Here is a 24,398-nt window from a genome sequence, read left to right on the forward strand (position 1 = left end):
GCCGGGATTTCCAGCAGGGCGGGGCTAGTCATATCAATACCCCATCACGCCAGGCAGCCAAGTGGCCAACCCCGGCACAGCAATCAACAGTAGAATGGCCGCCATAATCGGCAACAAAAACGGCAGTACCGCCTTGACCACCTGGCCGTAACGCAGCCGGGTAATACCCACCATCATGAACAGCACCGTGCCGAACGGTGGCGTAATAACCCCGACCGACAGGGTAATCACCATCACGATACCGAAATGTATCGGGTCCAAGCCTGCACTCAACGCGGCAGGCACCACAATGGGGGTAAAGATCAGGATGCTTTCGATCACCGACATAAAGCAGCCGATCAGCAAGAAGAACAGCGCAAAGCAGATCAGCAGCGCAATAGTGGGCATATCGATACTGGCCACTTGACCAGCCAGCGCTTGGGGAATGCCCATACGCACCAGAATCCAGCCATAAAAGCTTGATACCGCAATGATCAACAGAATGACCGCGCTGAACATCAGTGTACGGCGAAACGCGTCGTACAGGCTTTTCAAACTCAAGTCGCGATAGATCACCCCACCCAGTATCACCGCATACAGCGAGGCAATTGCGCCGGCTTCAGTTGGTGTGAAAAAGCCGCCCCAAATACCGCCAACGATGATTGCAGGCATCATCAAGGGTAAAATGGCCCGTTTACCGGTCCGCACGACCTCGCCTGCATCAAACGGTACGGGAGCAGGCATCACGACTTTTCCCGTGGCGCCGAGTAAAACGGTCATGCCCATGAGCAGTAGCGCCATTAAAATACCCGGCACCAACCCCGCCATGAAGAGCCCACCGATACTTACATTGGCGAGCCAGCCGTAAACCACCAGCGCAATACTCGGCGGTAGAATCGGGCCAACCACGCTCGAAGCCGCGGTAATTCCGGTCGTATAGTCCAAGGCATAGCCGCGCTCTTTCATCGCCTTGATTTCGATACTGCCAAGCCCCGCGGCATCGGCCACCGCCGTGCCAGACATGGTGGCAAAGATAGAACTCGCCACTACGTTGGCGTGGCCTAGCCCACCTTTGGTAAAGCCCACCAAAGCCGTCGCAAAATCAAATATCCGGGTGGTGGTCGACCCCAGGTTCATGATGTTGGCCGCCAGGATAAACAGCGGAATCGCCATCAAGGTGAAATTATTAAGCGTTTGCACCATGCGCAGTGAAAGCAGCTCAACCGGCAATCCGCCAGCCCCGGTTACCGCCAACGCAATAAATGAGGTAACCCCAATCGACACCACCACGGGCAGGCCGATCATCATTAACAGCAGCAGCCCGCCGACGAATATCGCGAGTTCCATCATGGCGTTATCTCCTCGTGCGCGGGCTTATTCAACCACGTGACGGGGCCGCGTAAGGTTTGCCAAGTGGCGATCAGCGCCATGGCAACAAAACTGAATAACAAGCCGTAATAGAGATAGGAGAAGCTGATACTCAACGAGACTGTTTTATTATTGGCGCTCATATCGGACATGATCCAGGCGCCCCAGCTCGCCAGCACAAAAAAACCGACGGAGATAATGGCCGTCAGCCGGTACTGCACCTGATGCCCCATCGCACTCAGCCGGTGGCTAAACAGGTCCACGACCAAGTGGTCGCTGCGTACCCAAGCGGAGATCGAGCCGAAACCAATGGCGTAAATGGCCAACAGCGAGACGACTTCCTCGCTCCAGGGCATGCCCCAGTTGAGCAAATCGCGGGCAACCACGGCGGCCACGACCAAGCCTAAAATACCAACCAATAACGCGACACCCACGGCATCGCATAGGCGAGTGACATAGCGCAGGACATAAAAAGCCAAACGATCGGCTCCGTTTGCGGGTGGCAGTGCTCCATCCACAAGATAACTCCTTACCTAAGACGGTGGCGGCATCATCATGCCGCCACCTAATGATGATCAGTCGCTTACTTGGCTCGCGCTGATTGCGTCGTCGCGTACACCGTCGGCCATTTCTGACAGCACACGATCAATGGCGGGCATGGCCGCTTCACGGAAGGCTTCAGTATCCGGCTGGACGACTGTCATACCCTCTTCTTGAAGGGCATCCAGGTAGTAATCATCCAGTTCGAGCTCCTGCTCGGTGCCGTAGGCACGAGCGACATCAACCGCCTCAGAAATCAGCGCCTGATCCTCTTCCTCCAAACCGTCCCACCAACGCGCGCTGGCAACCCAGCTCCAGGGGAACTGCACGTGGCTGGTGGTAATGAGGTAGTCCTGCACTTCCCACAGGCGCCGCGTGTAGGGCGAAGAGAGGGAGTTTTCATGGCCATCAACCTGGCGGGTCTGCATGGCGAGATAGATTTCCGGCGCAGGCACGTTCACCACCTGCGCGCCCAGTTCTTCCCAAACTTCTAGCCAGATCGGCAGTGACGGCAGACGTAGCCGAAAGCCCTGCAAATCTTCTGGTGTATGAATCTCTTTATTGGCAGTCATATGGCGCGGGCCACGGTGCTGAACCCCCAGAAACTTGAGGCCGCCCTGCTGTTCTGCCTGCTCAATCAGCGTCTGGCCCGATGGGCTATCGATATAGCTATCCACCTCGTCCCAGGTCGTGAACAGGAAGGGCACGGTAATGGCGTCGTACTCCGGCGCATATTGCTGGCGCCAGTTGCCACCGGTGAGTGAAAGCTGGGTCTGGCCCAGGTTGAGCAGCTCCAGTACGGAATCTTCACCGCCCAGGGAACCCGCGAGAAAAGGCCGCACGTTGAAACGCCCCGGCGCCTGCTCTTCCAGGTACTCCGCAAAGCGTTCAACCGCAGCACTTTCAGAGCCGCCTTCACTCATGGTGTTGTTAACTTGAATTTCAATCGGGTTGGCCAGCGCGAAGGGAGCAACCGCTAAAATGCCTACTGCAGTGAGCGTGGCAAGTAGTGATTTTTGCATGAGATGTACTCTCTCAATTTGTCGTTATAGGCAGAATGGTGCGATGTTGTTCTATCGATCTTGAAACAAGCCGCCGATACGCTTCAAATCGACGTTCGAGAAGGCTGACTTCGCAAAATACGATGGCTGGAGACTCCATGACAGTGGGCGTTTGAGGGCTCTCGTAAAACAGCATACGACTAAAGATGGAGAGGCATCGGCAGTCGTTAGCCAGGTTTGTTCAGGGCTAGCCGATAAGGGAGGGCTCAGAATGTTAATGAGCTTTCTCCAAACGCGAACCCGAAGGGGGAGGCGTAGCCTTTAAGAAGACGTCGTTTCAGCCTTAACCAGATGATCGACTAAATGACGGGCAGTGGCCGGTAGCGTGGCATAGCGGCGCATACCGATCACCAGCTCGCGCTGCGCCCAAGGGTCGCTAAGCGGAATACTGTTCAACTCCAGATCGCCCAATTCACGATAGATGGTCTTTTCAGGCAGTATGCCCACGCCCATCCCGTGATGAATCATGCGGCAAATGGCATCGAAGCTACGCACCTGAATGCGCATCCGTAACGCCTTGTCAGCAATATTGGCTTGTTCATGCAGTAGTGCTTGCAGCGAGGCATCCTGCTGGAGGCCGATAAAATCGAAGTCGAGCGCCTCATTGAAGGCAATACTTTCACGCGCCGCGAGCGAGTGATTGCCAGGCGTTACCAATACCAGCCGGTCATTCCGGTATGAAAGCTGTTGAAGGTCAGGTGCCGCGACATGCCCCGCGAAGATGCCGATATCGGTCAATCCATCGCGCACGGCGGCCACAATTTCGCTACTCACCCGCTCCTGCAGGTCGATTTTAATATCGGGGTAGTGGCAAGAGAAAGTGCTGAGATCCTGGGGAAGAAACGCAATAATGGCCGAGGTGTTGGAGTGGATGCGCACATGGCCGCGCACCCCTTCGCCATATTCACTTAGCTCTGCTTCCAAGCGCTCGATATTATCCATGATGCGCCGGGCGTGGTGCAGAAACGCCTGGCCTGCGGGGGTTAGCTCAACGCCTCTGGGGCGGCGATACAGCAGCGTGGTCCCTACCAGCGCCTCAAGGTCGCTAATCCGCTTACTCACCGCAGCAAGCGCTAGATGCTCGCGCGCGGCGGCGGCGGTTAGACGTCCCTCATCTGCCACAGAAATAAACAGCTTGAGGGTGACAAAGTCGAAGCGGCGCATGATCACATCTCTTAATCAACAGTCTGCTTATGCTAACGCATACCTTCGCCAGCCACGAACCCTTTGTTACCCATTGCCTAATTGTCGACCCAAAACGGCTGCCCCATGCTGGCGCTCACTACGAATAACGACAAGTAGAGGAGAGCCTTAATGAATACTCCTGAAGCGCGCAAGCTTCCCTTGCAGGACCTAAAAGTGCTTGAGCTAGGCCAACTGATTGCCGGCCCCTTCGCCACCAAACTACTGGGTGAATTTGGCGCTGACGTGATCAAGATTGAGCCGCCCGGCACCGGCGACCCACTTCGCAAATGGCGAATGATTGAAGACGGCACCTCGCTCTGGTGGCACGTGCAAACCCGCAACAAGCGCTCAGTGGCGCTGGACTTACGCAGCGAAGAGGGCCAGGCCTTGGTGCGCCAACTTACTGCCGAGGCAGACGTTGTCGTGGAGAATTTTCGCCCCGGCACGCTGGAGAGCTGGGGGCTGGGTTGGGAAGCGTTATCAGCCCTCAACCCACGGCTGATCATGGTGCATATCTCAGGTTACGGGCAGACCGGCCCCTACCGCGACAAGCCCGGCTTTGGCGTAATTGGCGAAGCAATGGGCGGGCTGCGCTACCTTACCGGCCAGCCGGACGAACCCTCCGTGCGGGTGGGCGTGAGCATCGGCGACTCGCTTTCCGCCCTTTACGCGGTGATCGGCACCTTGCTGGCCCTTCAAGAGCGAAACCGCAGCGGCCTTGGCCAGGAAATTGATGTCGCTCTGTATGAATCAGTATTTGCCATGATGGAAAGCCTGCTGCCGGAATTTGATGCCAGCGGCCAGGTCCGCGAGCCCAGCGGCAGCGCCCTTCCCGGCATTACGCCTTCAAACGCCTACCGCTGCCTGAACGGCGACTACGTGCTTATCGCTGGCAATGGCGACAGCATCTTTAAACGCTTGATGGGCGTGATTGGCCGCGAGGATTTAGGAAGCGACCCAGCACTTGCCCATAACGATGGGCGCAGCCAGCAAGCCACCATGATTGATGCAGCCATTGAAGCCTGGACGCTAGAACGCCCGCGGGACGCCATTCTACAGGCCCTAGACGATGCCCGGGTGCCCGCCGGCTACCCCTACACCGCTGAAGATATCGCCTTTGATCCCCACTACCTGGCGCGGGAGATGATCCAAACCTTTACCCGCCCCAACGGCCAGCCGCTCAAAGTGCCCGGCGTACTGCCCAAGCTAAGCGCCACGCCCGGGCGCCTGGGCAATGGCGGCCCGAACCTTGGTCAACACACCGACGACGTACTGGACGAGCTGGGTATCGATCAAGAAACCCGCACCAAACTGCGCCAGGCAGGCATCATTTAAGGAGTTTGTTATGAGCCAGTTATCACCCTGCCCTTTGAGAATCGAGATCAACGAAGTCGCCCCCCGTGACGGCCTACAAATTGAAGCGCGTTTTGTGCCTACAGAAGAAAAAATCCGCTGGATTGACGCCCTCTCCACCACGGGCCTCAAGCGCATCGAGGCGACATCATTTACCTCCCCTAAAGCGATTCCCAACCTGCGCGATGCCGCCGACGTTGTTACCAGCCTTCAGCGCCGGGCAGGCGTAGATATCACCGTGCTGGTGCCCAACGTAAAAGGTGCCGAACGCGCGCTTGCCTGCAACGTCGATGAGATCAATCTGGTAATGTCGGCAAGCGACAGCCACGGCCTGGCCAACCTGCGCATGACGCCCGAGCAATCCCTTGAACAATTTTCGGCTATCCTGGACGTGACACAGGGCAGCGGCGTGTTTATCAACGCCTCACTCTCCACCACCTTTGGTTGCCCCTTTGAAGGCGAAGTGCCCGAAGCGCGGGTGCTGGAACTGGTTGAAAAGCTGATAGCGCTGGGCATCCAAGGGGTAACGCTGTGCGACACCACCGGCATGGCCAACCCGGCCCAGGTCAAACGCCTGTGTGAAGCGGTACTTGAGCGCTGGCCTGAAACGCCGTTTACCCTGCATTTTCACAACACTCGCGGCATGGGCCTGGCCAATGCCCTAGCAGCCTGGCAGGCAGGGATTACCCGCTTCGACTCAGCACTCGGCGGCCTGGGCGGCTGCCCCTTTGCCCCCGGCGCCACCGGCAACGTATGCACCGAAGATTTAGTGCATATGTTCGAAGCCATGGGCGTGAACACCGGTGTTGACCTGGACGCCCTGCTTAACGTCGCCGCTACTCTCCCCGAGCTTATCGGCCATGAGGTACCGGGGCAGGTGGTGAAAGCGGGTAAATCGACGCGGCGTTATGCGATGCCAGCATCAGCTCTTCAACAATGAACGGCACTAGTCTCAGGCTACATTGAGATCTTTAGCTAAAAGAGCTATATAACTATTACCCGACACAACTTTGCCATATAAACGTCACACAACAGCAACACCTTCAACGCAAGCTGACCAACAATAACCAACAGCTGGTGATGTGTGTTATGAATCAATCGCGAATCCGCTTGGATCGCGTCACCAAGCGGTGGGGTGCGACCGCTGCGGTCGATGAGATTTCCTTCGACGTAACGCCCGGCCAGTTTGTCATTCTGCTGGGCCCTTCAGGTTGTGGGAAATCCACCACACTGCGCATGATTGCAGGCCTGGAAGAGGCAAGCGACGGGCAGATCCATATTGGTGAGCGTGACGTTACGCGCCTGCCGCCGGGCGACCGTGGCTTAAGCATGGTGTTTCAATCCTATGCGCTGTTCCCGCATCTAAGCGTTGCCGACAATATCGTGTTTGGCCTGCGCAGCCGCAAAGTGCCTAAAGCTGAACAGCGCGAGCGGCTGGCCAAGGTGGCTGAGCTTGTCGACCTTACCGATTACCTGAACCGGAAACCTGCCCAACTCTCTGGCGGCCAGCGCCAGCGGGTGGCGCTGGCCCGTTCGGTTATCTCGGAACACCCGATCTGCTTGATGGATGAGCCACTCTCCAATCTGGATGCGCGGCTGCGCAGCGATATGCGCCGGGAAATCAAGGCGCTACAAAGCCGCCTGAATATGACGGTGATTTACGTGACCCACGATCAGGTCGAGGCCATGAGCATGGGGGACCGCGTGATTCTGATGCAGCACGGCCGCATCGTTCAGGACGGGTCGCCTGACGCGCTTTATAACCAGCCTGCCAGCGCCTTTGCCGCTAGCTTTATAGGGAGTCCTGCCATGAACTTGCTGCCACTTGTTAAAGGCGACCAAGGCGCTGTTATCGACGGCGAGCCAACCACCACGGTAGCACCGCTGGAAGCCGTTGGCGGTCAGCTAGGTATTCGCCCGGAAGATATTGAGCTGCGTCCGGCGTCGGAGCCAGGCGTGCTGGCCACCGTACTTAGCGAGGAGTATTTAGGCGCCGACACGATTGTCCATGTGGCGGTGGGCGGGCACAGCCTACGCGTACGCATCAATGGCAAACCCGCTCTGACTGACGGCGCTTGTCGGCTCTATTGGGCGCCAGAAAACGCCCACTTGTTTGCGAATAACGGTTTACGTCTGGATAGCGTTTTGCCAAGTGCATTACCAGGCTCGCCTCGCGTCGTTTCTCGTCCACCGGCGGTGGGCTCTTTCCAACACTGATATTCGTGGAGTCTTTTTATGCGTTTGCGTATCCCCTTCGCTACCACCGCGCTTGTGGCTGGCATGTTAAGCGCCACCCAAGTCAACGCGAACACCGTTGACCTGACCATGTACTACCCGGTTTCAGTGGGCGGCGCGCTGACTAACGTCATTGACGACTTAGTGGCCGAGTTTGAGAGCGAGCATCCCGACATTTCAGTAGAAGCCATCTACGCCGGCAACTACGACGACACCCGCGTGCGCACCATGTCGGCAATTGAGTCAGGCGATACACCGCAGCTATCGGTGATGTTCTCGATTGATCTTTACGAACTGGTTGAGCAGGACGCCATCGTGGCGTTCGATGATCTGGTCGAAACCGATGAAGAGCGCAACTGGCTTGACGGTTTCTACCCCGGTTTGATGGAAAACGGCCAGTTGGATGGCAACACCTACGGCATACCTTTCCAGCGCTCCACCATTGTGCTGTTCTGGAACAAGGACGCCTTTGAAGCGGCCGGTTTAGACCCTGAAACCCCGCCAGAAAACTGGCAGGAAATGGCCGAGATGGCGGCAACGATTCGCGAAGCCTCCAACGGGGAGCAGTGGGGCGTGATGGTGCCGTCTACCGGCTACCCGTACTGGATGTTCCAGGCGTTCGCATTTCAGAACGGCCACCGCTTGATGAGCGAAGACGGCACCGAGGTCTATTTTAATGATCCCGCCGCCGTTGAAGCGCTTGAGTACTGGGTGTCACTAGCAACCGAACATGACGCCATGCCGGATGGCACCATCGAATGGGGCACGCTGCGCCAGAACTTCCTTGAGCAATCGACCGCCATGATGTGGCATACCACCGGCAATCTAACCGCCGTGCGCAATGAAGCCGATTTTGATTTTGGCGTCGCCATGCTGCCCATGAACACCCAGCGCGGCAGCCCCACCGGCGGCGGCAACTTCTACGTCTTTAAAGATGCCTCTGAAGAGGAGCAGCGCGCTGCGATGACGTTTATCCGCTGGATGACCGCACCCGAGCGCGCCGCCGACTGGTCAATTGAAACAGGCTACATGGGCGTTAGCCCCGCCGCTTACGAGACTGACGCGCTGCGCGAATACGTGGAGAGTTTCCCGCCCGCTGCCGTTGCCCGCGACCAGCTGGAATATGGTACTGCCGAGCTTTCCACCTATCAGGGTGGCCGCATTCGTCGCACGCTGGATAACGCCGTTCAGGCAGCATTAACCGGCCAGATGGAACCGGAAGCCGCGCTTAACCAGGCCCAGCAGGAAGCGGACGCCATACTGCGGCGTTACGCACGTTAAGCCCTTTCTTACCCATTCGCCGGGGTTCGCCCCGGCGTTTCCTATAAGTGGCCGTTACCCATGGCATTAACCGCCCACCACAAAATGCAGATGTATGGCGCACTGCTGTTACTGCCCGCCGCCGTGCTGTTAGCCACTTTTGCGTACCTGCCCACGATTACGACTGTGATTCAAAGCCTGTTTCTGCCCGGCTTTCGCGGTGCCCCGCCGGAATTTGTCGGGCTTGAGAATTATCGTTTTTTGTTCGATGACGCCAAGTTCTGGAAGGTGGCGCGCAATAACTTGATCTACGCGTTGGGCACAATCCCCGCCTCCATCGCCTTGGCGTTGGGTATGGCGTTGTTCGTCAACGGCAAACTACCGGGGCGCGGCCTTGTGCGTATGGCCTACTTCACACCAACTATTTTGCCCATGATTGCCGCAGCCAATATCTGGATGTTTTTCTACGCCCCGCAAATTGGCCTGTTTAACAAGCTGCTCGGGGCGTTGGGGTTTTCCGGAGTGAATTGGCTGGGCGACCCAAGCGTCGCGCTGGGCTCGGTGATGGTGATGTCGGTCTGGAAAGAAGCCGGCTTTTTTATGATTTTTTATCTCGCGGCGCTTCAAGGCATTCCGCCCGAGCTAAAAGAAGCCTCCGATCTTGAAGGCACCAGCCGCTGGAGCTTCTTCTGGCGAGTGACGTTTCCGCTATTAATGCCCACCACGCTGTTTGTGCTGATCAACGCATTAATCAATGCGGTACGCGTGGTTGATCACCTGTTTATTCTGACCAAGGGCGGCCCCAATAACGCGACCAACCTGTTGCTGTATTACGTCTACGAAAATGCCTTCTCGTTTTTTGATCGCACCACAGCGGCCACCATCACAGTGGTGATTCTGCTGGTACTTGCGGTGGTCGCCACGCTGAAGTTCACGATTCTGGACCGCAGGACGCACTACCAATGAGTTCAACGACAATACACTCAAGCGCCAAAAAGCCTGCGCCTCGATCTCGCCAACTATCACTGCCATCGCTTGAAACTCTGGCGGCGTGGCTATTGGCGGTGATTTGGATTTTTCCGCTGTTGTACGCTTTTTGGGCGGCCTTCCACCCCAGCGAATTTATGGTGCGTTTTGATCTATTCGCCCCCCTGACGCTGGATAATTTCGTTAACGCCTGGGCGCAGGCGCCCTTCGCCCGCTATTACTTCAACACCTTTGCCCTGGTTACCGGCGTGGTATTGGGCCAATTTGTGGTGTGCACGCTGGCAGCCTTTGCCTTTGCACGGTTTCCCATTCCGGGTAAAAACCTGCTGTTTATGCTGGTGCTGATTCAGCTGTTTGTCTTTCCCGAAGTGCTGATCGTGGAGAACTACCGTATCGCCAGCGAGCTGGGGTTAATCAATACCATCACCGGTATTGGCCTGCCTTATGTGGCCAGCGCCTTTGGCATTTTTCTATTACGCCAGACGTTTAAGACCATTCCCCGCGAGCTTGAAGATGCCGCGCGCATTGAGGGCTGCAACTGGCTGGAAATTCTCTGGAAGGTCTACGTACCGTTGGCCAAGCCTACCTACCTGGCCTATGGACTGGTTTCCATTAGCCACCACTGGAACAACTTTTTATGGCCACTGGTGGTCACCAACTCGGTGGAAAGCCGCACGTTAACCGTTGGCTTGGGCGTATTCTCTGCCCCGGAAACGGGCGTTAACTGGGCAACGGTCAGCGCGGCCACGTTAATCAGCATCGCGCCGCTGTTAGTCGCGTTTCTGCTTTTTCAGCGCCAGTTTGTGCAGTCTTTCCTACGGGCTGGCATCCGTTAGGCTTAGTACGAGAACCCTAACCAACGGGCAAGAGGCTTTTCGTGCGACAATCCCCGCTCGGCAAAAAGGAGAGCGAGGATGCACGGCGAACCCAACCCGGCGGCCCTCAAGGTGTTGCAGGAAGTCTTTGGCTACGACAGCTTTCGCGGCCCGCAGCAGGCGATTATTGATCATGTGGTTGCCGGTGGCGATGCACTGGTATTGATGCCCACCGGCGGTGGCAAATCACTGTGCTACCAGATTCCTGCGCTGTTGCGCGACGGCACCGCCATTGTGATTTCTCCACTCATCGCGTTAATGCAGGATCAGGTGGCGGCACTGGTTCAGAACGGCGTACGCGCTGCGTATCTCAACTCCAGCCTTGATTACCATGAGGCGGTCGAGGTGGAGAATCACCTGCGCTCAGGCGAGCTGGATCTTCTGTATGTTGCGCCCGAGCGGCTCGCCATGCCGCGTATGCAGGCGCTTCTTGAGCAGGCCCGGATTGCCCTGTTTGCGATTGACGAGGCCCACTGCGTTTCCCAATGGGGCCATGACTTCCGCCCTGAGTATCGCCAGCTCTCTCAGCTTCATCAGCGCTTTCCCCAGGTGCCGCGCATTGCACTGACGGCCACCGCCGATGTACCCACGCGAGGCGATATCGTTGAGCATCTGCAGCTTCAAGATGCGGCGCTTTATAACAGCGGCTTTGACCGCCCCAACATCCGCTACCATATCGCTGAAAATCAGGGCAACGCCCGTGAGCAGTTGCTGCGCTTTATCCGCGAAAATCATAATGGCGAAGCCGGGATTGTGTACTGCCTATCTCGGCGCAAGGTAGATGACACCGCCGCCTGGCTTGAGCGCCAGGGGCTAACCGCGCTGCCCTATCACGCTGGACTTCCCGCCGAGCAGCGCCAGCATCACCAGACGCGTTTTCTGCGCGAAGATGGTGTGGTGGTAGTGGCCACCATCGCCTTTGGTATGGGCATCGACAAGCCGGACGTGCGCTTTGTCGCCCACCTCAACCTGCCCAAGAGCATTGAAGCTTACTATCAGGAAACCGGCCGCGCCGGGCGTGATGGCCTCCACGCCGATGCGTGGATGGCTTACGGCTTGCAGGATGTGATTACGCTGCGTCAGATGCAGCAGGACTCCAGCGCAGATGATCACCAAAAGCGCATCGAGCAGCAAAAGCTCGATGCCATGCTGGGGCTTTGCGAGATCATCAGTTGCCGCCGCCAGGCGCTTTTGCACTACTTCGGCGATCATTTGGATGCGCCCTGCGGTAACTGCGACAACTGCCTGACGCCGCCTGAGACCTGGGACGCCACGGTGGCCGCGCAAAAAGCGTTGTCGTGTGTCTACCGCACCGAGCAGCGCTTCGGCGTCACCTACTTGGTGGACGTGTTGCTGGGTAAAAGCAACGAACGCATCACCCGCTTTGGTCACGACAAGATCAGCACCTTTGGCATCGGCAAGGATCTCTCGGCCAACGAATGGAAGGCGCTGTTTCGCCAATTGATCGCCAGCGGCTTTCTAAGCGTGGACATGGAAGGTCATGGAGGGATTCGCTTAACGGCAGACGCCAAGCCGGTGCTACGCGGCGAGCAACCGCTAACCCTGCGCAAGCCCAGTAAAACCAGGACCGCCCGGCGCGGCAGCAAGAGCAATTCGGCAGCACCCGGCCACGGCCCTTTGTGGGAAGCCCTGCGCCAGCACCGCAAAGCGCTTGCCGAAGCCCAGGGGGTGCCTGCCTACGTTATCTTCCACGACGCCACGCTTGCCGAAATGACCGAACAGAAGCCGCATAGTTTGCAGGCACTCGGCGCTATCTCTGGCATTGGCGCCCGCAAGCTTGAGGATTACGGCGAAGGCTTTCTAGCGGTGATTCAAACCCACGCGGATGCCACGCTTTAAGTACAGAGGCCGTTACCGGCAGTGTTCTCCACGGGCGATAGCGGCTTGGTCAAACACGCCGGTATCCAGCACCCAGCCGGTGACTAGCGCGGCGGGCGTAACATCAAAAGAAGGATTCCACACCGGCGCATTCTCCGGCGCCCAGACGACCTCCCCGAATGCCCCGGTGGCTCCACGTATTTCTGCGGCGTCGCGCTGCTCGATCGGAATGTCATCGCCAGTGGCGCAAGCTTTGTCTACCGTGGTGTAGGGCGCCACTACGTAGAACGGCACCTTATGGTAGTTGGCGACCACTGCCAGCATGTAAGTGCCCACTTTATTGGCGAAGTCGCCGTTGGCGCAGATGCGGTCGGCACCGACCATCACTTTATCCACTTTGCCGGCGGCCATCAGGCTTGCCGCCATGCTGTCGGCAATCAGTTGATACGCAATATCCAGGTCGGCCATTTCCCAGGCGGTTAATCGGCCGCCCTGAAGCAGCGGGCGGGTTTCGTTAACGTACACATGCAGCGCTACGCCGCGCTTTTTGGCGACCGCCAGCGCGCCAATCGCCGTGCCGACACCGGCCGTCGCCAGGGCGCCGGTATTGCAGTGAGTAAGCACTCGCTCGCCGTCATTCAGTAAGTCCGCGCCGCGCTCGGCCATCTGCAAACACAGCTCGCGGTCCTCTTCAAACAGCATGGCGGCGCGCTCAGCAAGCGCAGCCGGCCCTTGAGCAAAGCAGGCCTCCATGGCATCCAGGCAGTACATCAAATTAACTGCCGTGGGGCGCGTAGCCCGTAAGTGATCACTTACCAGCTGCCATTCGCTCTCCTGCCCTGGATGTTGCGCGGCATACTGCGCCAGCACAAAGGCCGCACTCAGGCCGATTAATGGCGCGCCGCGAATCGCCAGGCTTTTTACCGCCACCTGCCAATCTTCTGGGCTTGCACAGCGTACCCACGTTTCGGCCTGCGGCAGGCGAGTCTGATCCAAGTACTCAAGCGAGTCGGCGTACACCCGTAAACTGCGTGACTGAAGATGAGGCATCAGGGGCTCCTTGAGTACTGCGATAAAGAACGTATGGAAAGAACGAATACGGCGCATGGCTTATCAGCCGCGGAGCATATCATATAGAATGAAAGCCTTTGAAAGCGACGCGATACTGACCCTACGATGACATTACAAGACGAACTGCTAGCAGCGATCTCTTGGGCGGCCCAACAAGGCTGGACGCCCGCCACGGGCGGTAATTTTTCTGCCCGAGTGCCGCAAGGTTATCTGGTCACCGCCTCGGGCCGTGATAAAACGCACATTCAAGCCGATGACTTATTGCTTTGCGACCTTGAAGGGCGCGTACTTGAAGGCAGTGGCAAACCTAGCGCCGAAAGCGACCTTCACGCGGCACTTTATCGGATGGATGAACAGATTGGCTGCGTACTGCACACCCACACCGTGGCAAGCACCGTTCTTTCGCGTCGTTTTCCTGAAGGCATTGCGCTAAGCGGCTTTGAAATGCAAAAGGCGCTACAGGGTAATAGCACGCATGACGCCACCATTCACTTGCCGGTGGTCCCCAACTCCCAGGATATGAGCGAGCTGGCCGACCATGTACGGGCAGGTTGGCCGATGCCCTGGGGCTTTCTGGTGGCGGGCCACGGTATTTATGCCGTGGGCAGCAGCATTGCCGAGTGTCGCCGCCATTTGGAAGCCATTGAGTTTTTACTTGCCTGTGTCCTTGAAGAGAGCCGGTGGTCCAAATGATCAATCATCCAGATGTTAATAAGCCAAGTCTTGATAACACCAGCATTCGCGCCGTGGTCACCGATATCGAAGGCACCACCACCGATATCAGCTTTGTGCATAAGGTGCTGTTCCCCTACGCTCATGATCAGTTGCCCGAGTATGTGTACACCCACTCGGCCCAACCTGATGTGGAAGAGCAGATAGACGCGGTACGCAATGAGCTCAATGAACCGGACGCCTCGCTGGATAAAGTCGTTGAAACCCTGCTCTACTGGATCGAAACTGATCAAAAAGTTACGCCGCTCAAAGCGCTTCAGGGCATGATGTGGGCTGATGGCTACCAGCGTGGCGCCTTTAAAGGGCATCTGTATAGCGATGTCGCCCCACGCCTTCGCCAATGGGCAGAGGCCGGAAAGCAGCTTTATGTTTACTCATCAGGCTCCGTGCAGGCGCAAAAGCTGCTGTTTGGCTACAGCACAGAGGGCGATTTAACCCCGCTGTTTAGCGGCTATTTCGACACCCATATTGGCCACAAACGCGAAGCCTTGGCGTATCAGCGTATCGTCAGCAAGCTACAGCTTCCCGCCGACGAAATCCTGTTTCTATCCGATGTGGTAGGAGAATTGGATGCCGCCAAGCAGGCGGGCATGCAGACGCTGCAACTGGTGCGTGAAGGCACCCAGGCAGGCACACAGCACGCTTGCGTGACAAGCTTCGATGAGATCGATCTGTAACGGTTCAAGCTTTTAACTAGCGGAGAGCGCCTTAATGTCACAACTTAAAGTATTTGCCGATCAAGACCCGAACAACGCGCTGGTCGATATTACCGACGGCGAGCAGATCAAGACTGAGCTCAACCGTGTAGGCGTGCTGTTTGAACGCTGGGCAACGCCGGGCGAAATTGCCGACGACGCCACTCAGGACGATATTCTGGCGCTCTACCAGGATGATATCGAGCGGCTAAAAGCCCAGGGCGGCTACCAGACGGTGGATGTGCTGCACATGGTGCCTACGCATCCTGAAAAGGATGCCATGCGCCAGAAGTTTTTAAATGAACATCGCCACTTTGAGGACGAAGTGCGCTTTTTCGTCAAAGGCCAAGGGCTTTTCTGCCTGCATATCGACGACAAGGTGTATCAGGTGCTGTGCACCCGCAACGACCTGATCAGCGTACCCGCCAACACGCCCCACTGGTTCGATATGGGCCCCGCGCCTGAATTTACCGCGCTGCGTTTCTTCGACAACGTAGAAGGCTGGGTGCCCCACTGGACCGAGAGCGATATCGCTGGCAAGTTTGACCGGATTGATCAGCTGTAAATATCGGCAGTAACTAAAAGGACGCGGGTTCAATTCCCGCGTCCTTTTTTGCGCTGGCCTCAGGCTTTTCGTGCTTGCCATATACCCTGCCTCAGCGATTGACTTTCCAACCTCCGTTACCGATGATCTTGCGCCCTTCACAGCGTATGCCTACCAAGGAGAAACGTCTTGCAAGCGAGCGTGCTTGATATCCAGGGGATTCATAAATCCTTTGGGAACAATCAGGTCTTGCGTGGCATTGATATGCGTATCAATGCTGGCGAAGTCGTCGTATTGATGGGCGCCAATGGGGCGGGCAAGTCAACTCTGGTCAAGGTGCTTAGCGGCTACCACGCGGCCGACCACGGCCAGATGCAGCTTGCCGGTATGCCCTACTGCCCGCGCGATGCGCGTGAGGCGATCCACCACGGCGTGGTGACCGTACATCAATCCATCGATGACGGCGTTATCCCCGACCTGGACGTCGCCAACAACCTGATGCTGGATAGATTAGCCTCCGGCGCGCACGGCTTATGGATCAGCGCCAAGAAGCTTCGTCAGCAGGCAAGCGAAGTTGCCGATGCCATGGGGCTGGATATCGATCTGAACGCCCGCGTTGCCGATCTTTCGGTGGCCGACCGGCAGATGATCAGCATTGCCAGGGCCATGGCCCACGCCCCCAGGCTTTTGATTCTGGATGAACCGACCTCATCGCTCTCTGCCTCTGAGGCCGAGCGCTTGTTTACGGTGATCGACCGTTTGCGCGCCCAGGGCGTGGCGATTGTATATATTTCGCACCGCATGTCGGATATCAGGCGCTTGGCAAATCGCATCATCTGCTTGCGCGATGGCCAGATCTCCGGCGTATTTGATCAAGCGCCGCTGGATCTCACCGCCGCCGTGCATGCCATGTTGGGCCAGGCGATCAATAATGCTGATATCGAACCGGCCACACCGGGCGCGCCTATCCTGACGCTGCAAAATGTCGAACTGACTCAAGGCGCAGCGCCGGTCAGTTTGAGCGTGGGTGATGGCGAAGTCGTCGCGTTTACCGGCCTGCTGGGCAGTGGAATGTCGGCGCTTGTCGAAACCCTGTTTGGGCTGCGTCCTTTAACGAGCGGCACCATGCAGGTCGATGGGCAACCCTATGCGCCCGCCAATGTACGTGAAGCGCTTGCCCGGGGTGTGTTCATGTCGGTAAAAGACAGAGCGACCAACGGCGTGATTGGGGATTTTAATATCGCCGACAATATGACGCTGCCGTTTTTAAAAGCCTTTACCCGTGGGGCGTTTCTGAGCGCCCGTCAGCAGCGTGCCAGTACCGAGCAGATGATTGCCCAGTTGGGGATTGTCTGCCAATCCCACGCGGATTCGATTGGCACGCTTTCCGGAGGCAACCAGCAAAAGGTCATGATCGGGCGCTGGCTTCAATCGCCCAGTCGCGTGTTACTGCTGGATGAGCCCTTTCAAGGCGTGGATATCGGGGCACGGCAGGATATAGGCCGCCATATCCGGGCAACCGCCAAAGGGCGCGCCACCCTGGTGTTTGTCTCTGAACTAGACGAGGCGATTGAAATCGCTGACCGAATTATTGTGTTACATGAAGGAGCCATTGCTGGTGAGCAATCCAACCGAGATATCGACCTCAACGTCCTCGTCGCCCAGGCCTCCGGAAAAGCCTAACGCCAGCGCCACGAAAGCTCGCTGCCTGGAACTAGCCATTCGCTACGGTTTCTTGCTGTTGCTGGTGGCGCTGGTGGTTTACTTCAGCTTGGCAGCCTCTGGCTTTGCGAACCCGCGCTCGGCGGTATTTGTGCTTCAGTCTGTGGCAATTACCGGCATTCTGGCGTTGGGCGTGACCACTACGCTGGTGGTAGGCGGGTTTGACCTATCCATTGGTGCCGTGGCCACCACCTCGTTGATGCTGGCGGCATACTGCATGGTGGTGCTTGAACAGCCCGCCTATGTGGCCGTGGCAGTCTGCCTGTTGATGGGTGCGTTCATCGGGCTTATTAACGGCCTGCTGATCGTCAAGTTCCGCATTCCTGACCTGTTGGCCACCCTGGGCATGATGTTTTTGCTGATTGGCCTTCAGCGCATTCCTACCCAGGGCAACTCTATCGCCACCGGTATGTCGCTGGCCGATGGCTCCACTGCGGAAGGCACGTTCTCGGCGGCGTTTCTGTGGCTGGGCAGGCACCGCTTTGACCTGATTCTGGAGCGTTTGATTCCGGTGCCGGTAGTGGTGTTCGTATTGATCGCGGTCGCTATCTGGCTGTTTTTAGGCTTCACCCGTCACGGCAGGCTGATGTATGCCATTGGCTCCAACGAGCGTGCGACCGCCTTGGTGGGGGCGCCGGTAGAGCGCTACAAGATCGCGGCGTATATGATTTCTGGTGTTACTGCCTCGATTGGCGGTATTTTGCTGGCCGCCCGTTTAGGTCGGGGCGATATTGCCAGCGGCAATAACCTGTTGCTGGATAGCGTGGCCGCGGCGCTAATTGGCTTTGCCGTACTAGGTGCTACACGCCCCAACGCATTTGGCACTGCCATGGGCGCACTTTTTGTGGGGATACTGCTTCAAGGCATGACGATGATGAATGCACCCTACTACACCCAGGATTTTGTTAAAGGCGCGGTACTGGTGGTGGCGCTCATGTTCACCTTTTACCTCTCCTCACGGCGTGCCCAATCAGGCCGTCATTAATTAATAAATGCATCAACGCTAAAAACGTTAACAATCGGGACACCGCTATGCTTAAACACCTTGCACTTAAACACCGTATACTCAAACGTTTTGCGGTCAGTGTTACCGCCGCCATGGCGCTACTGGGAACGAGCCTGGCAACAGCTGAGGAGCGCCCGGCACCCTTTGATGCGCCGGAAGATGTCACCATCGCGCTTATCCGCTATATCTCCACGGGCGATTTTTTCCAGGCCTATCTGTCGGGTGTAGAGGCGCAAGCCGCTGCGCTGGGCGTGGACCTGCGCGTGCTGGATAGCCGCCAGGATGCGGCCCTGCAGGCAGATATGGTGGACCAGGCCATCGCGCTCGGCGTCGACGGCATCATCATTCAACACGGGCTGCCGGAGTCCATGAAAGACGCTGCCCAGCGCGCTGTAGAGGCGGGTATTGATGTTGTGGCATTCGATGTGGAAGTGGACAACCCCGCCATCCCGCAAGTCGAGCAGTCCGATTATCTGCTGGGCGAGTTGGTGCTTAACCAGGCGCTACAGGATAACGGTGACCGCTTTACCGCAGGCTATGTTTACGTGCCAGGTATCGCGCCGCTTGATCGCCGCAACGCCGCTTGGGAAGATTTTAAAGAAGCTCACCCAGGTGTGACCGAAGCCGCCGTATTCGGCACCCTGGATAACCCGATCGCCAACTCGGTTGCCAATCAGGCCCGCGCGGTGATTCAGGCCAATCCGATGATTGATGTGTTCTTCGCGCCCTATAATGAGTTTGCAGCGGGCGTGAAAATAGCCGTGGATGAAATGGGTCTGGGTGAGGATATCGCTATTTATTCAGCCGATATCTCCACCTCCGACATTGCCGCCATGCGTGAACCCGGCTCGCCCTGGGCCGCAACGGTTGCCACCAACCCAACCGTGGTGGGTGAAGTCTCGGTACGTACGCTGGCACTTTTGATGGCCGGTGAAGCGCCCGGCCAGCAGGTTATCGTGCCGCCCACACTGATCACCCAGGACTTCCTGAACGATAACGCTATCACCAACATGGAAACGCTGGGCGAGAATATGCCGCAGTTCTCCCATGCCGAAGTAGCGCTTGCCGACTGGCTGCCCCTGCCCGAGCGTTAATCCTACCCAGTGCTAAACCAGCCATTCAAAAGCTGTGCAACGCTGGAACTGATAGCGGGCTTTTTTATGGTTACACGGAGGCGGGTTCAATCAGAACCCGCCTACCTTCCAAGCGTATATGTTCAGCTTGAAACAATCTTGCCAGCCAATCCTTCCAGCTGCATCGTCTCCTTGGGCTGGAAATGGATGACCGAACGGATCGATTTCCCTGCGTGCAACAAGTCGAAGGCGGTGTTGATCTGATCGTGCGCCATATTGTGGGTAATGTAGGGGTCGACATCGAAGTCGCCGCGTAACCATTCATCGACCATCCCCGGCAGCTGGCTGCGCCCTAGCACACCGCCAAAGGCCGAACCTCGCCATACACGCCCGGTCACCAGTTGAAAGGGCCGCGTAGAAATTTCTTCGCCCGCACCCGCCACTCCGATCACCGTACACTCGCCCCATCCTTTGTGGCAGCACTCCAAGGCTGCGCGCATCACGTTGACATTGCCAATGCATTCAAAGGAGTAATCTGCGCCGCCATTGGTCATTTCGACGATGACTTCCTGGATGGGCTGCCTGAAGTCGGCGGGATTAACGCACTCCGTGACACCCATGTCCCGTGCCAGCGGGAACTTGTTGGGATTGGTATCGATACCGATAATACGCCCAGCGCCGACCATTTTGGCGCCTTGAATTACCGCCATGCCCACCGCGCCTAAGCCAAAAACCACGACGGTCGCGCCAGGTGTAACCTTGGCAGTATTACGCACCGCCCCCATCCCGGTCGGCACCGCGCAGCCCATAACACTTGCCTTGGCAAGGGGCGCCTCTTTAGCAATTTTTGCGACCGCAATTTCAGGCAGTACCGTGTATTCGCTGAAAGTGCTGGTCCCCATATAGTGATGGATCATCTTCCCTTTGTAAGAGAACCGCGAGGTGCCGTCGGGCATCACGCCGCGCCCTTGTGTCTCGCGAATCGTCTGGCAAAGATTGGTTTTACCCGACTTGATATAGGGGCAGTTGGGGTCTTCGGGCGTGTAGAGAGGAATCACATGATCCCCGGGCTTAACCGATGTAACACCACGGCCCACTTCCTCGACGACCCCTACGCCTTCGTGACCGAGCACGGCGGGGAATAGCCCTTCGGGGTCGCGCCCTGAAAGCGTGAACATATCCGTATGGCAGAGGCTGGTGGTAACAATGCGGACCAGCACTTCACCGTCTTTGGGACCTTCCAGGTCGATTTCTTCAATTTCCAGTGGGCGGTTCGGCTCCCATGCAATCGCGGCGCGCGTTTTCATTTTCTCTCCTTTTACTTGAGCTAAAATGATACGTTATAACGTTTTGTTAAATTACCCCAGCGAGTACTCCGGTCAAATCAAGACAGAGTTCACGGCAATCAGGCCTCGAAAGAGTAATATCTATGAAAAATGACGAAGCCAATAACATCCCAGGGATCACAGCAGCCGAAAACAGCGACCGTGTACATCTCATCATTTATCCGGGGTTTAAAATCATGGAGGCCATCGGACCGCTCAGCGTATTCACCTACGCCAACAAACGCTTGGCCGAGCGAGGCGATCCGCGACGTTACAAGGTGACGCTGGCCGCCCCACAGCCCGGAGTGATTGCGTCGGAGACGATGGTGCCACTTCAAGCACAGAGCGGGCTGCCTGAAAATGGCCCGCTTTCAACCGTAATGGTGGCAGGCGCTGCCGATATCGAAAAAGCACTCACCAGCCAACCCGCACTTATCGATTGGTGTCGCCGTCGGGCAGATGATGTTCAGCGCTTCGCCGCGCTATGTACCGGGTCATTTTTTCTCGCTGAAGCGGGGCTTCTTAACCGCCGTCGTGCGGCAACGCACTGGCACTACGCGGCCCTGCTACAGCAGCGTTTTCCCGCGTTGCAGGTAGATGCCGATGCGATTTTTGTGCAGGACGGTCGTTTCTGGACTTCCGCCGGGGTGACGGCCGCGATTGATCTGACACTGGCATTTGTCGAGCAGGATTTTGGACGCGATCTGGCGCTGGGCGTAGCGCGCGATCTGGTGGTTTATCTCAAACGCCCGGGTGGCCAGTCGCAATTTAGCGCCGCCCTCACCAGCCAAATGACGGGTTCGCCCAGTATGCGCGAGTTACAGAGTTGGCTGATCACTCATCTTGATAAACCTTTAAAGCTTGCAGATATGGCCGCCAAGGCGGGTATGAGCCCCCGCCATTTCAGCCGCACGTTTCTTGACGAGTTTGGAATGACGCCATCGGCCTGGCTTGAAAACGCCCGTTGTGAACGCGCCAAGTCGCTGCTGCTCGACACAGCGCTGCCCATGAAAAGCATTGCCTGGCGCGCGGGATTTAGCTCCGACGAACAGATGCGCAAGGTGTTTTCTCGTCGTTACGCACTGACGCCTACCGCCTATCGGGCACGCTTTCAAACCGCCCGCACGCCCCTATCGCTTCATTGATTACGATCATCACATCACCACTGCCCTCCATCCCTACCCATGATAAAGCGCCTGATAGCGTCGGCCTTTGGCGTGCAATATCGGGTAACGTCACAGCGGTCATTAGGCACTCTCTTTAGAGGTTTGAAAAAAGCGGTACATCTCAGCCACGCTCTCCGGCGACACGTTCTGCGTGATGAAAACAAATCGGGAAACTCGATCACTCACGCTGCCTGCGGGCAGCTCTGCAGGCGGGTGAAAAATATGTTGTACACCGTGTAACGCCAGCGGTGTATCCCTGTCGGTAAGATGCACTACCGCTTTGATACGCAACATTTTATCGCCCATCAGCGACATCAAGATATCCAGCCAGCTCTCTAACGTGTCGGGGTGGATTGGCTCTTCAACGCTAAAGCAAAAGGCATTGATACTGTCGCCGTGCGATGTGCTGTCGGGCTGGGCCGCGTTCAACAATGAATGCTTACTTAGCGAAAAAGCAGCGCCGGCGTGTTGATCGGCGGGCTGGATTGTATAACTGCCCGCCTTTAGCCACTGGTCAACCTGGTAGCCCGCCTGTTCACTGCGATAAAGCCCTGCGCCGACCAAGAGACTAGCGGAAAGCTCGCCGTTAATTACCTGCCACTGCTCGGCCGTGGGGTTAATTCTCGCGAGCTGGTTGGCCAGGGCAGATACCACGTTTTGCTCGGCCAAGTCGGTCTTGGTGAGTAACAGCTTATCGGCGATGGCTACTTGCTGCTGCGACTCGCTATGGGCGGTAAGCGTTGCGGCGCCATTGATTGCATCAACGCAGCACACCACGCTATCAAGCTTAAAACGATGCGCTAGCCAGTGGTCGGTCATCAGCAGTTGCAGTATGGAAGTGGGCACTGCCAGGCCCGTGGTTTCGATCACCACGCGCGAGGGCAAAGGCTTATCTTGTGCCTGAATATCTTCTAACGCTTGCTGAAGCGTACGACTAAGATCGCCGCGCAGCGTACAGCATAGGCAGCCGCTGCTCATTTCGATAACGGCTTGCTCATCGCTATGGGTGATGAGCAGGTGGTCCAGCCCAATATCACCAAACTCATTGATAACCACCAATGTATTACGCATTGACGATTGGTGTACCCAACGATTGAGCAGCGTGGTTTTGCCGCTTCCCAAAAAACCGGTCAGCACGTTAATGGGAATGAGCGAGGGTGTCGTCATAACGGGTTACTCCCACCTTGCTTTGCGGTAATGATTTTCCTGGCTTTCCTGACGCTCTTTCGCCTCAATACATAGCCGCGCAGTGGGTCGGAACAGCAAGCGGGCAATACCAATAGGCTCGCCAGTCTCGTCACAATAGCCATAGTCGCCGTTATCGATCCGTCGTAAAGCCGCATCGATATTGTTCACCAGGCGGCTTTCCCGGTCGGCCTGGCGTAGTGACAGGCGCAGCTCCTCTTCAAACGAGGCCTGATCGGCTTCATCGCTGTCACGTTCGTGAGAAGCGATTACCTCTTTCATTTCCGTTAAATGCGCTTGAATTTCATAGCGCTCATCCAGCAAGCGCTGACGAAAAAAAGCCAGCTGCTCGTCGTTCATATAGTCGCAGGCAGACATGGCCAATATCTTGGCCTTCTGCGCTTTATCCGGCGACTCACGCTGTGTTAATGCCGTGGTAATTGGCTTATTCATACATATACCTTGCACTATAAATTACGTTATAACATACGAAATAAAGACGAAAAATTTAACGTTAATAGCGGCCTGACTCACTAGCTAAACGCAACACTGTGTCAGTAATCGTTTTAAACGAGTGGAAAACCGCTACTGCCTAAAACTCATTATGGATAGCCTTATAACCCTGCACCAAATCATTGTTGGTGCGAGCGACATCCTCGGAAAACGCACTCGCTTCGCTGGGCACTTGGCTTAAGCGCGTCAAATTGGTATCGGGGCCAATTCGCTCAGTAGAAGGAACATAAAAGTTCGCTGGCAGTTGGCAACCATCCACCACCGCGTTGTAGCGCACGACGCAGCCATCGCCAATCTGGCAATTGAAAAGTACGCTGTTAAAGCCGATGAACACGCCGCTACCCACCGTGCAAGGCCCATGCACAATAGCGCGATGGGCAATCGAGGTACGCTTACCTATCGTTACGCTGGCCCCCGATTTGGAGTGGATCACAACGCCATCTTGAATATTGGAGTGCGCACCGATCACCATCGGATCAATATTTCCATGCGCATCCCTTTCATCGGCTCTGATCACGGCGTAGGGCCCGATGAATACGTTCTCTTCCACGATGACCAACCCACATATGATGGCCGTGGGATCGATAAAGGCACTGGGGTGAATCGTTGGCAGGTCACCACGTGGATTTTTCCTAATCATTGGTCGCTTATCCTTATTTATCATAAAGCAGGGGAAGTGTTGAG

General features: G+C 56.8%; 23 protein-coding genes. 14 read left to right on the top strand and 9 right to left on the bottom strand.

The features are described 5' to 3' along the window. Positions 1 to 33: 33 nt before the first annotated feature. From ACT3TC_RS03685 to ACT3TC_RS03700, 4 genes are all read right to left on the bottom strand, one after another. Entirely contained in the window at positions 34 to 1,329 is a 1,296-nt protein-coding gene (locus ACT3TC_RS03685; RefSeq protein WP_444639160.1) for a TRAP transporter large permease, read from the bottom strand. Next, positions 1,326 to 1,865, bottom strand: coding sequence for a TRAP transporter small permease (locus ACT3TC_RS03690; RefSeq protein ID WP_444639162.1), 540 nt, complete (start codon positions 1,863 to 1,865; stop codon positions 1,326 to 1,328). The genes ACT3TC_RS03685 and ACT3TC_RS03690 overlap by 4 nt, the downstream gene beginning before the upstream one ends. A 57-nt stretch (positions 1,866 to 1,922) precedes the next feature. Beyond that, positions 1,923 to 2,909, bottom strand: coding sequence for a TRAP transporter substrate-binding protein (locus ACT3TC_RS03695; protein ID WP_444639163.1), 987 nt, complete (start codon positions 2,907 to 2,909; stop codon positions 1,923 to 1,925). Between the two features lie 300 nt (positions 2,910 to 3,209). Further along, positions 3,210 to 4,112: a LysR family transcriptional regulator gene (locus ACT3TC_RS03700; protein ID WP_172117950.1), complete on the bottom strand. Its 903-nt coding sequence runs from the start codon at positions 4,110 to 4,112 to the stop codon at positions 3,210 to 3,212. A 150-nt stretch (positions 4,113 to 4,262) separates the two neighbouring features. Here ACT3TC_RS03700 and ACT3TC_RS03705 point away from each other — a divergent pair, with 150 nt between their 5' ends. From ACT3TC_RS03705 to recQ, 7 genes are all read left to right on the top strand, one after another. Continuing rightward, complete coding sequence (locus tag ACT3TC_RS03705) at positions 4,263 to 5,468, top strand: CaiB/BaiF CoA transferase family protein (RefSeq protein WP_444639164.1); 1,206 nt, start codon at positions 4,263 to 4,265, stop codon at positions 5,466 to 5,468. Positions 5,469 to 5,478: 10 nt separating this feature from the next. Beyond that, positions 5,479 to 6,426 carry a hydroxymethylglutaryl-CoA lyase gene (locus ACT3TC_RS03710; RefSeq protein WP_444639165.1) on the top strand — a complete coding sequence of 316 codons (948 nt, stop codon included), beginning with the start codon at positions 5,479 to 5,481 and terminating at the stop codon, positions 6,424 to 6,426. A 149-nt stretch (positions 6,427 to 6,575) separates the two neighbouring features. Beyond that, positions 6,576 to 7,703 (top strand): ABC transporter ATP-binding protein, encoded by a 1,128-nt coding sequence (locus ACT3TC_RS03715; RefSeq protein ID WP_444639166.1) that lies wholly within the window; start codon positions 6,576 to 6,578, stop codon positions 7,701 to 7,703. Positions 7,704 to 7,721: 18 nt separating this feature from the next. Next, a complete protein-coding gene (locus ACT3TC_RS03720) occupies positions 7,722 to 9,002 on the top strand; it encodes an ABC transporter substrate-binding protein (protein ID WP_444639167.1) in 1,281 nt (426 codons plus the stop codon). Between the two features lie 60 nt (positions 9,003 to 9,062). Further along, entirely contained in the window at positions 9,063 to 9,947 is an 885-nt protein-coding gene (locus ACT3TC_RS03725) for a carbohydrate ABC transporter permease (RefSeq protein WP_441677532.1), read from the top strand. Further along, on the top strand, positions 9,944 to 10,804 hold the full coding sequence (locus tag ACT3TC_RS03730) for a carbohydrate ABC transporter permease (RefSeq protein ID WP_444639168.1): 861 nt from the start codon (positions 9,944 to 9,946) through the stop codon (positions 10,802 to 10,804). Before ACT3TC_RS03725 ends, ACT3TC_RS03730 begins: the two co-directional genes overlap by 4 nt. A 78-nt stretch (positions 10,805 to 10,882) precedes the next feature. After that, positions 10,883 to 12,703 carry a DNA helicase RecQ gene (recQ, locus tag ACT3TC_RS03735; RefSeq protein ID WP_444639169.1) on the top strand — a complete coding sequence of 607 codons (1,821 nt, stop codon included), beginning with the start codon at positions 10,883 to 10,885 and terminating at the stop codon, positions 12,701 to 12,703. Positions 12,704 to 12,715: 12 nt separating this feature from the next. Here the strand turns inward: recQ and mtnA are convergent, their stop codons facing one another. Further along, positions 12,716 to 13,732, bottom strand: coding sequence for an S-methyl-5-thioribose-1-phosphate isomerase (mtnA, locus tag ACT3TC_RS03740; protein WP_444639170.1), 1,017 nt, complete (start codon positions 13,730 to 13,732; stop codon positions 12,716 to 12,718). Between the two features lie 126 nt (positions 13,733 to 13,858). Here mtnA and mtnB point away from each other — a divergent pair, with 126 nt between their 5' ends. From mtnB to ACT3TC_RS03770, 6 genes are all read left to right on the top strand, one after another. Then, entirely contained in the window at positions 13,859 to 14,446 is a 588-nt protein-coding gene (gene mtnB, locus ACT3TC_RS03745) for a methylthioribulose 1-phosphate dehydratase (RefSeq protein WP_193054260.1), read from the top strand. Next, the gene (mtnC, locus tag ACT3TC_RS03750) at positions 14,443 to 15,162 is read left to right on the top strand and encodes an acireductone synthase (protein ID WP_193054259.1); all 720 of its coding nucleotides are present in this window, start codon (positions 14,443 to 14,445) and stop codon (positions 15,160 to 15,162) included. The genes mtnB and mtnC overlap by 4 nt, the downstream gene beginning before the upstream one ends. Before the next feature lie 34 nt (positions 15,163 to 15,196). Further along, positions 15,197 to 15,745: a 1,2-dihydroxy-3-keto-5-methylthiopentene dioxygenase gene (locus tag ACT3TC_RS03755; protein WP_444491157.1), complete on the top strand. Its 549-nt coding sequence runs from the start codon at positions 15,197 to 15,199 to the stop codon at positions 15,743 to 15,745. Positions 15,746 to 15,913: 168 nt separating this feature from the next. After that, positions 15,914 to 17,407: a sugar ABC transporter ATP-binding protein gene (locus ACT3TC_RS03760; protein WP_444639171.1), complete on the top strand. Its 1,494-nt coding sequence runs from the start codon at positions 15,914 to 15,916 to the stop codon at positions 17,405 to 17,407. Continuing rightward, complete coding sequence (locus ACT3TC_RS03765; RefSeq protein ID WP_444639172.1) at positions 17,343 to 18,431, top strand: ABC transporter permease; 1,089 nt, start codon at positions 17,343 to 17,345, stop codon at positions 18,429 to 18,431. Before ACT3TC_RS03760 ends, ACT3TC_RS03765 begins: the two co-directional genes overlap by 65 nt. Before the next feature lie 47 nt (positions 18,432 to 18,478). Next, positions 18,479 to 19,546: a substrate-binding domain-containing protein gene (locus ACT3TC_RS03770; RefSeq protein WP_444639173.1), complete on the top strand. Its 1,068-nt coding sequence runs from the start codon at positions 18,479 to 18,481 to the stop codon at positions 19,544 to 19,546. A gap of 122 nt (positions 19,547 to 19,668) precedes the next feature. Here ACT3TC_RS03770 and ACT3TC_RS03775 read toward each other — a convergent pair whose 3' ends face one another. Next, on the bottom strand, positions 19,669 to 20,832 hold the full coding sequence (locus ACT3TC_RS03775; RefSeq protein WP_193054256.1) for an S-(hydroxymethyl)glutathione dehydrogenase/class III alcohol dehydrogenase: 1,164 nt from the start codon (positions 20,830 to 20,832) through the stop codon (positions 19,669 to 19,671). 122 nt (positions 20,833 to 20,954) lie between these two features. Between ACT3TC_RS03775 and ACT3TC_RS03780 the strand changes: the two genes are divergently transcribed. Continuing rightward, positions 20,955 to 21,995 (top strand): GlxA family transcriptional regulator, encoded by a 1,041-nt coding sequence (locus ACT3TC_RS03780; RefSeq protein WP_193054255.1) that lies wholly within the window; start codon positions 20,955 to 20,957, stop codon positions 21,993 to 21,995. 102 nt (positions 21,996 to 22,097) lie between these two features. Here ACT3TC_RS03780 and ACT3TC_RS03785 read toward each other — a convergent pair whose 3' ends face one another. The 3 genes from ACT3TC_RS03785 to ACT3TC_RS03795 all read right to left on the bottom strand — a co-directional run bounded on the left by ACT3TC_RS03785 (position 22,098) and on the right by ACT3TC_RS03795 (position 24,354). Continuing rightward, the gene (locus tag ACT3TC_RS03785; RefSeq protein ID WP_444639174.1) at positions 22,098 to 23,183 is read right to left on the bottom strand and encodes a CobW family GTP-binding protein; all 1,086 of its coding nucleotides are present in this window, start codon (positions 23,181 to 23,183) and stop codon (positions 22,098 to 22,100) included. Between the two features lie 6 nt (positions 23,184 to 23,189). Next, positions 23,190 to 23,654, bottom strand: a complete 465-nt coding sequence (gene dksA / locus ACT3TC_RS03790) for an RNA polymerase-binding protein DksA (protein WP_444639175.1) — start codon at positions 23,652 to 23,654, stop codon at positions 23,190 to 23,192. Between the two features lie 139 nt (positions 23,655 to 23,793). Further along, positions 23,794 to 24,354 (bottom strand): gamma carbonic anhydrase family protein, encoded by a 561-nt coding sequence (locus tag ACT3TC_RS03795; protein WP_444639176.1) that lies wholly within the window; start codon positions 24,352 to 24,354, stop codon positions 23,794 to 23,796. Positions 24,355 to 24,398: the final 44 nt, after the last annotated feature.

This window comes from Halomonas sp. AOP27-A1-41 (assembly GCF_052378605.1).
In the GTDB taxonomy this organism is placed as follows: Bacteria; Pseudomonadota; Gammaproteobacteria; order Pseudomonadales; family Halomonadaceae; genus Vreelandella; species Vreelandella citrativorans.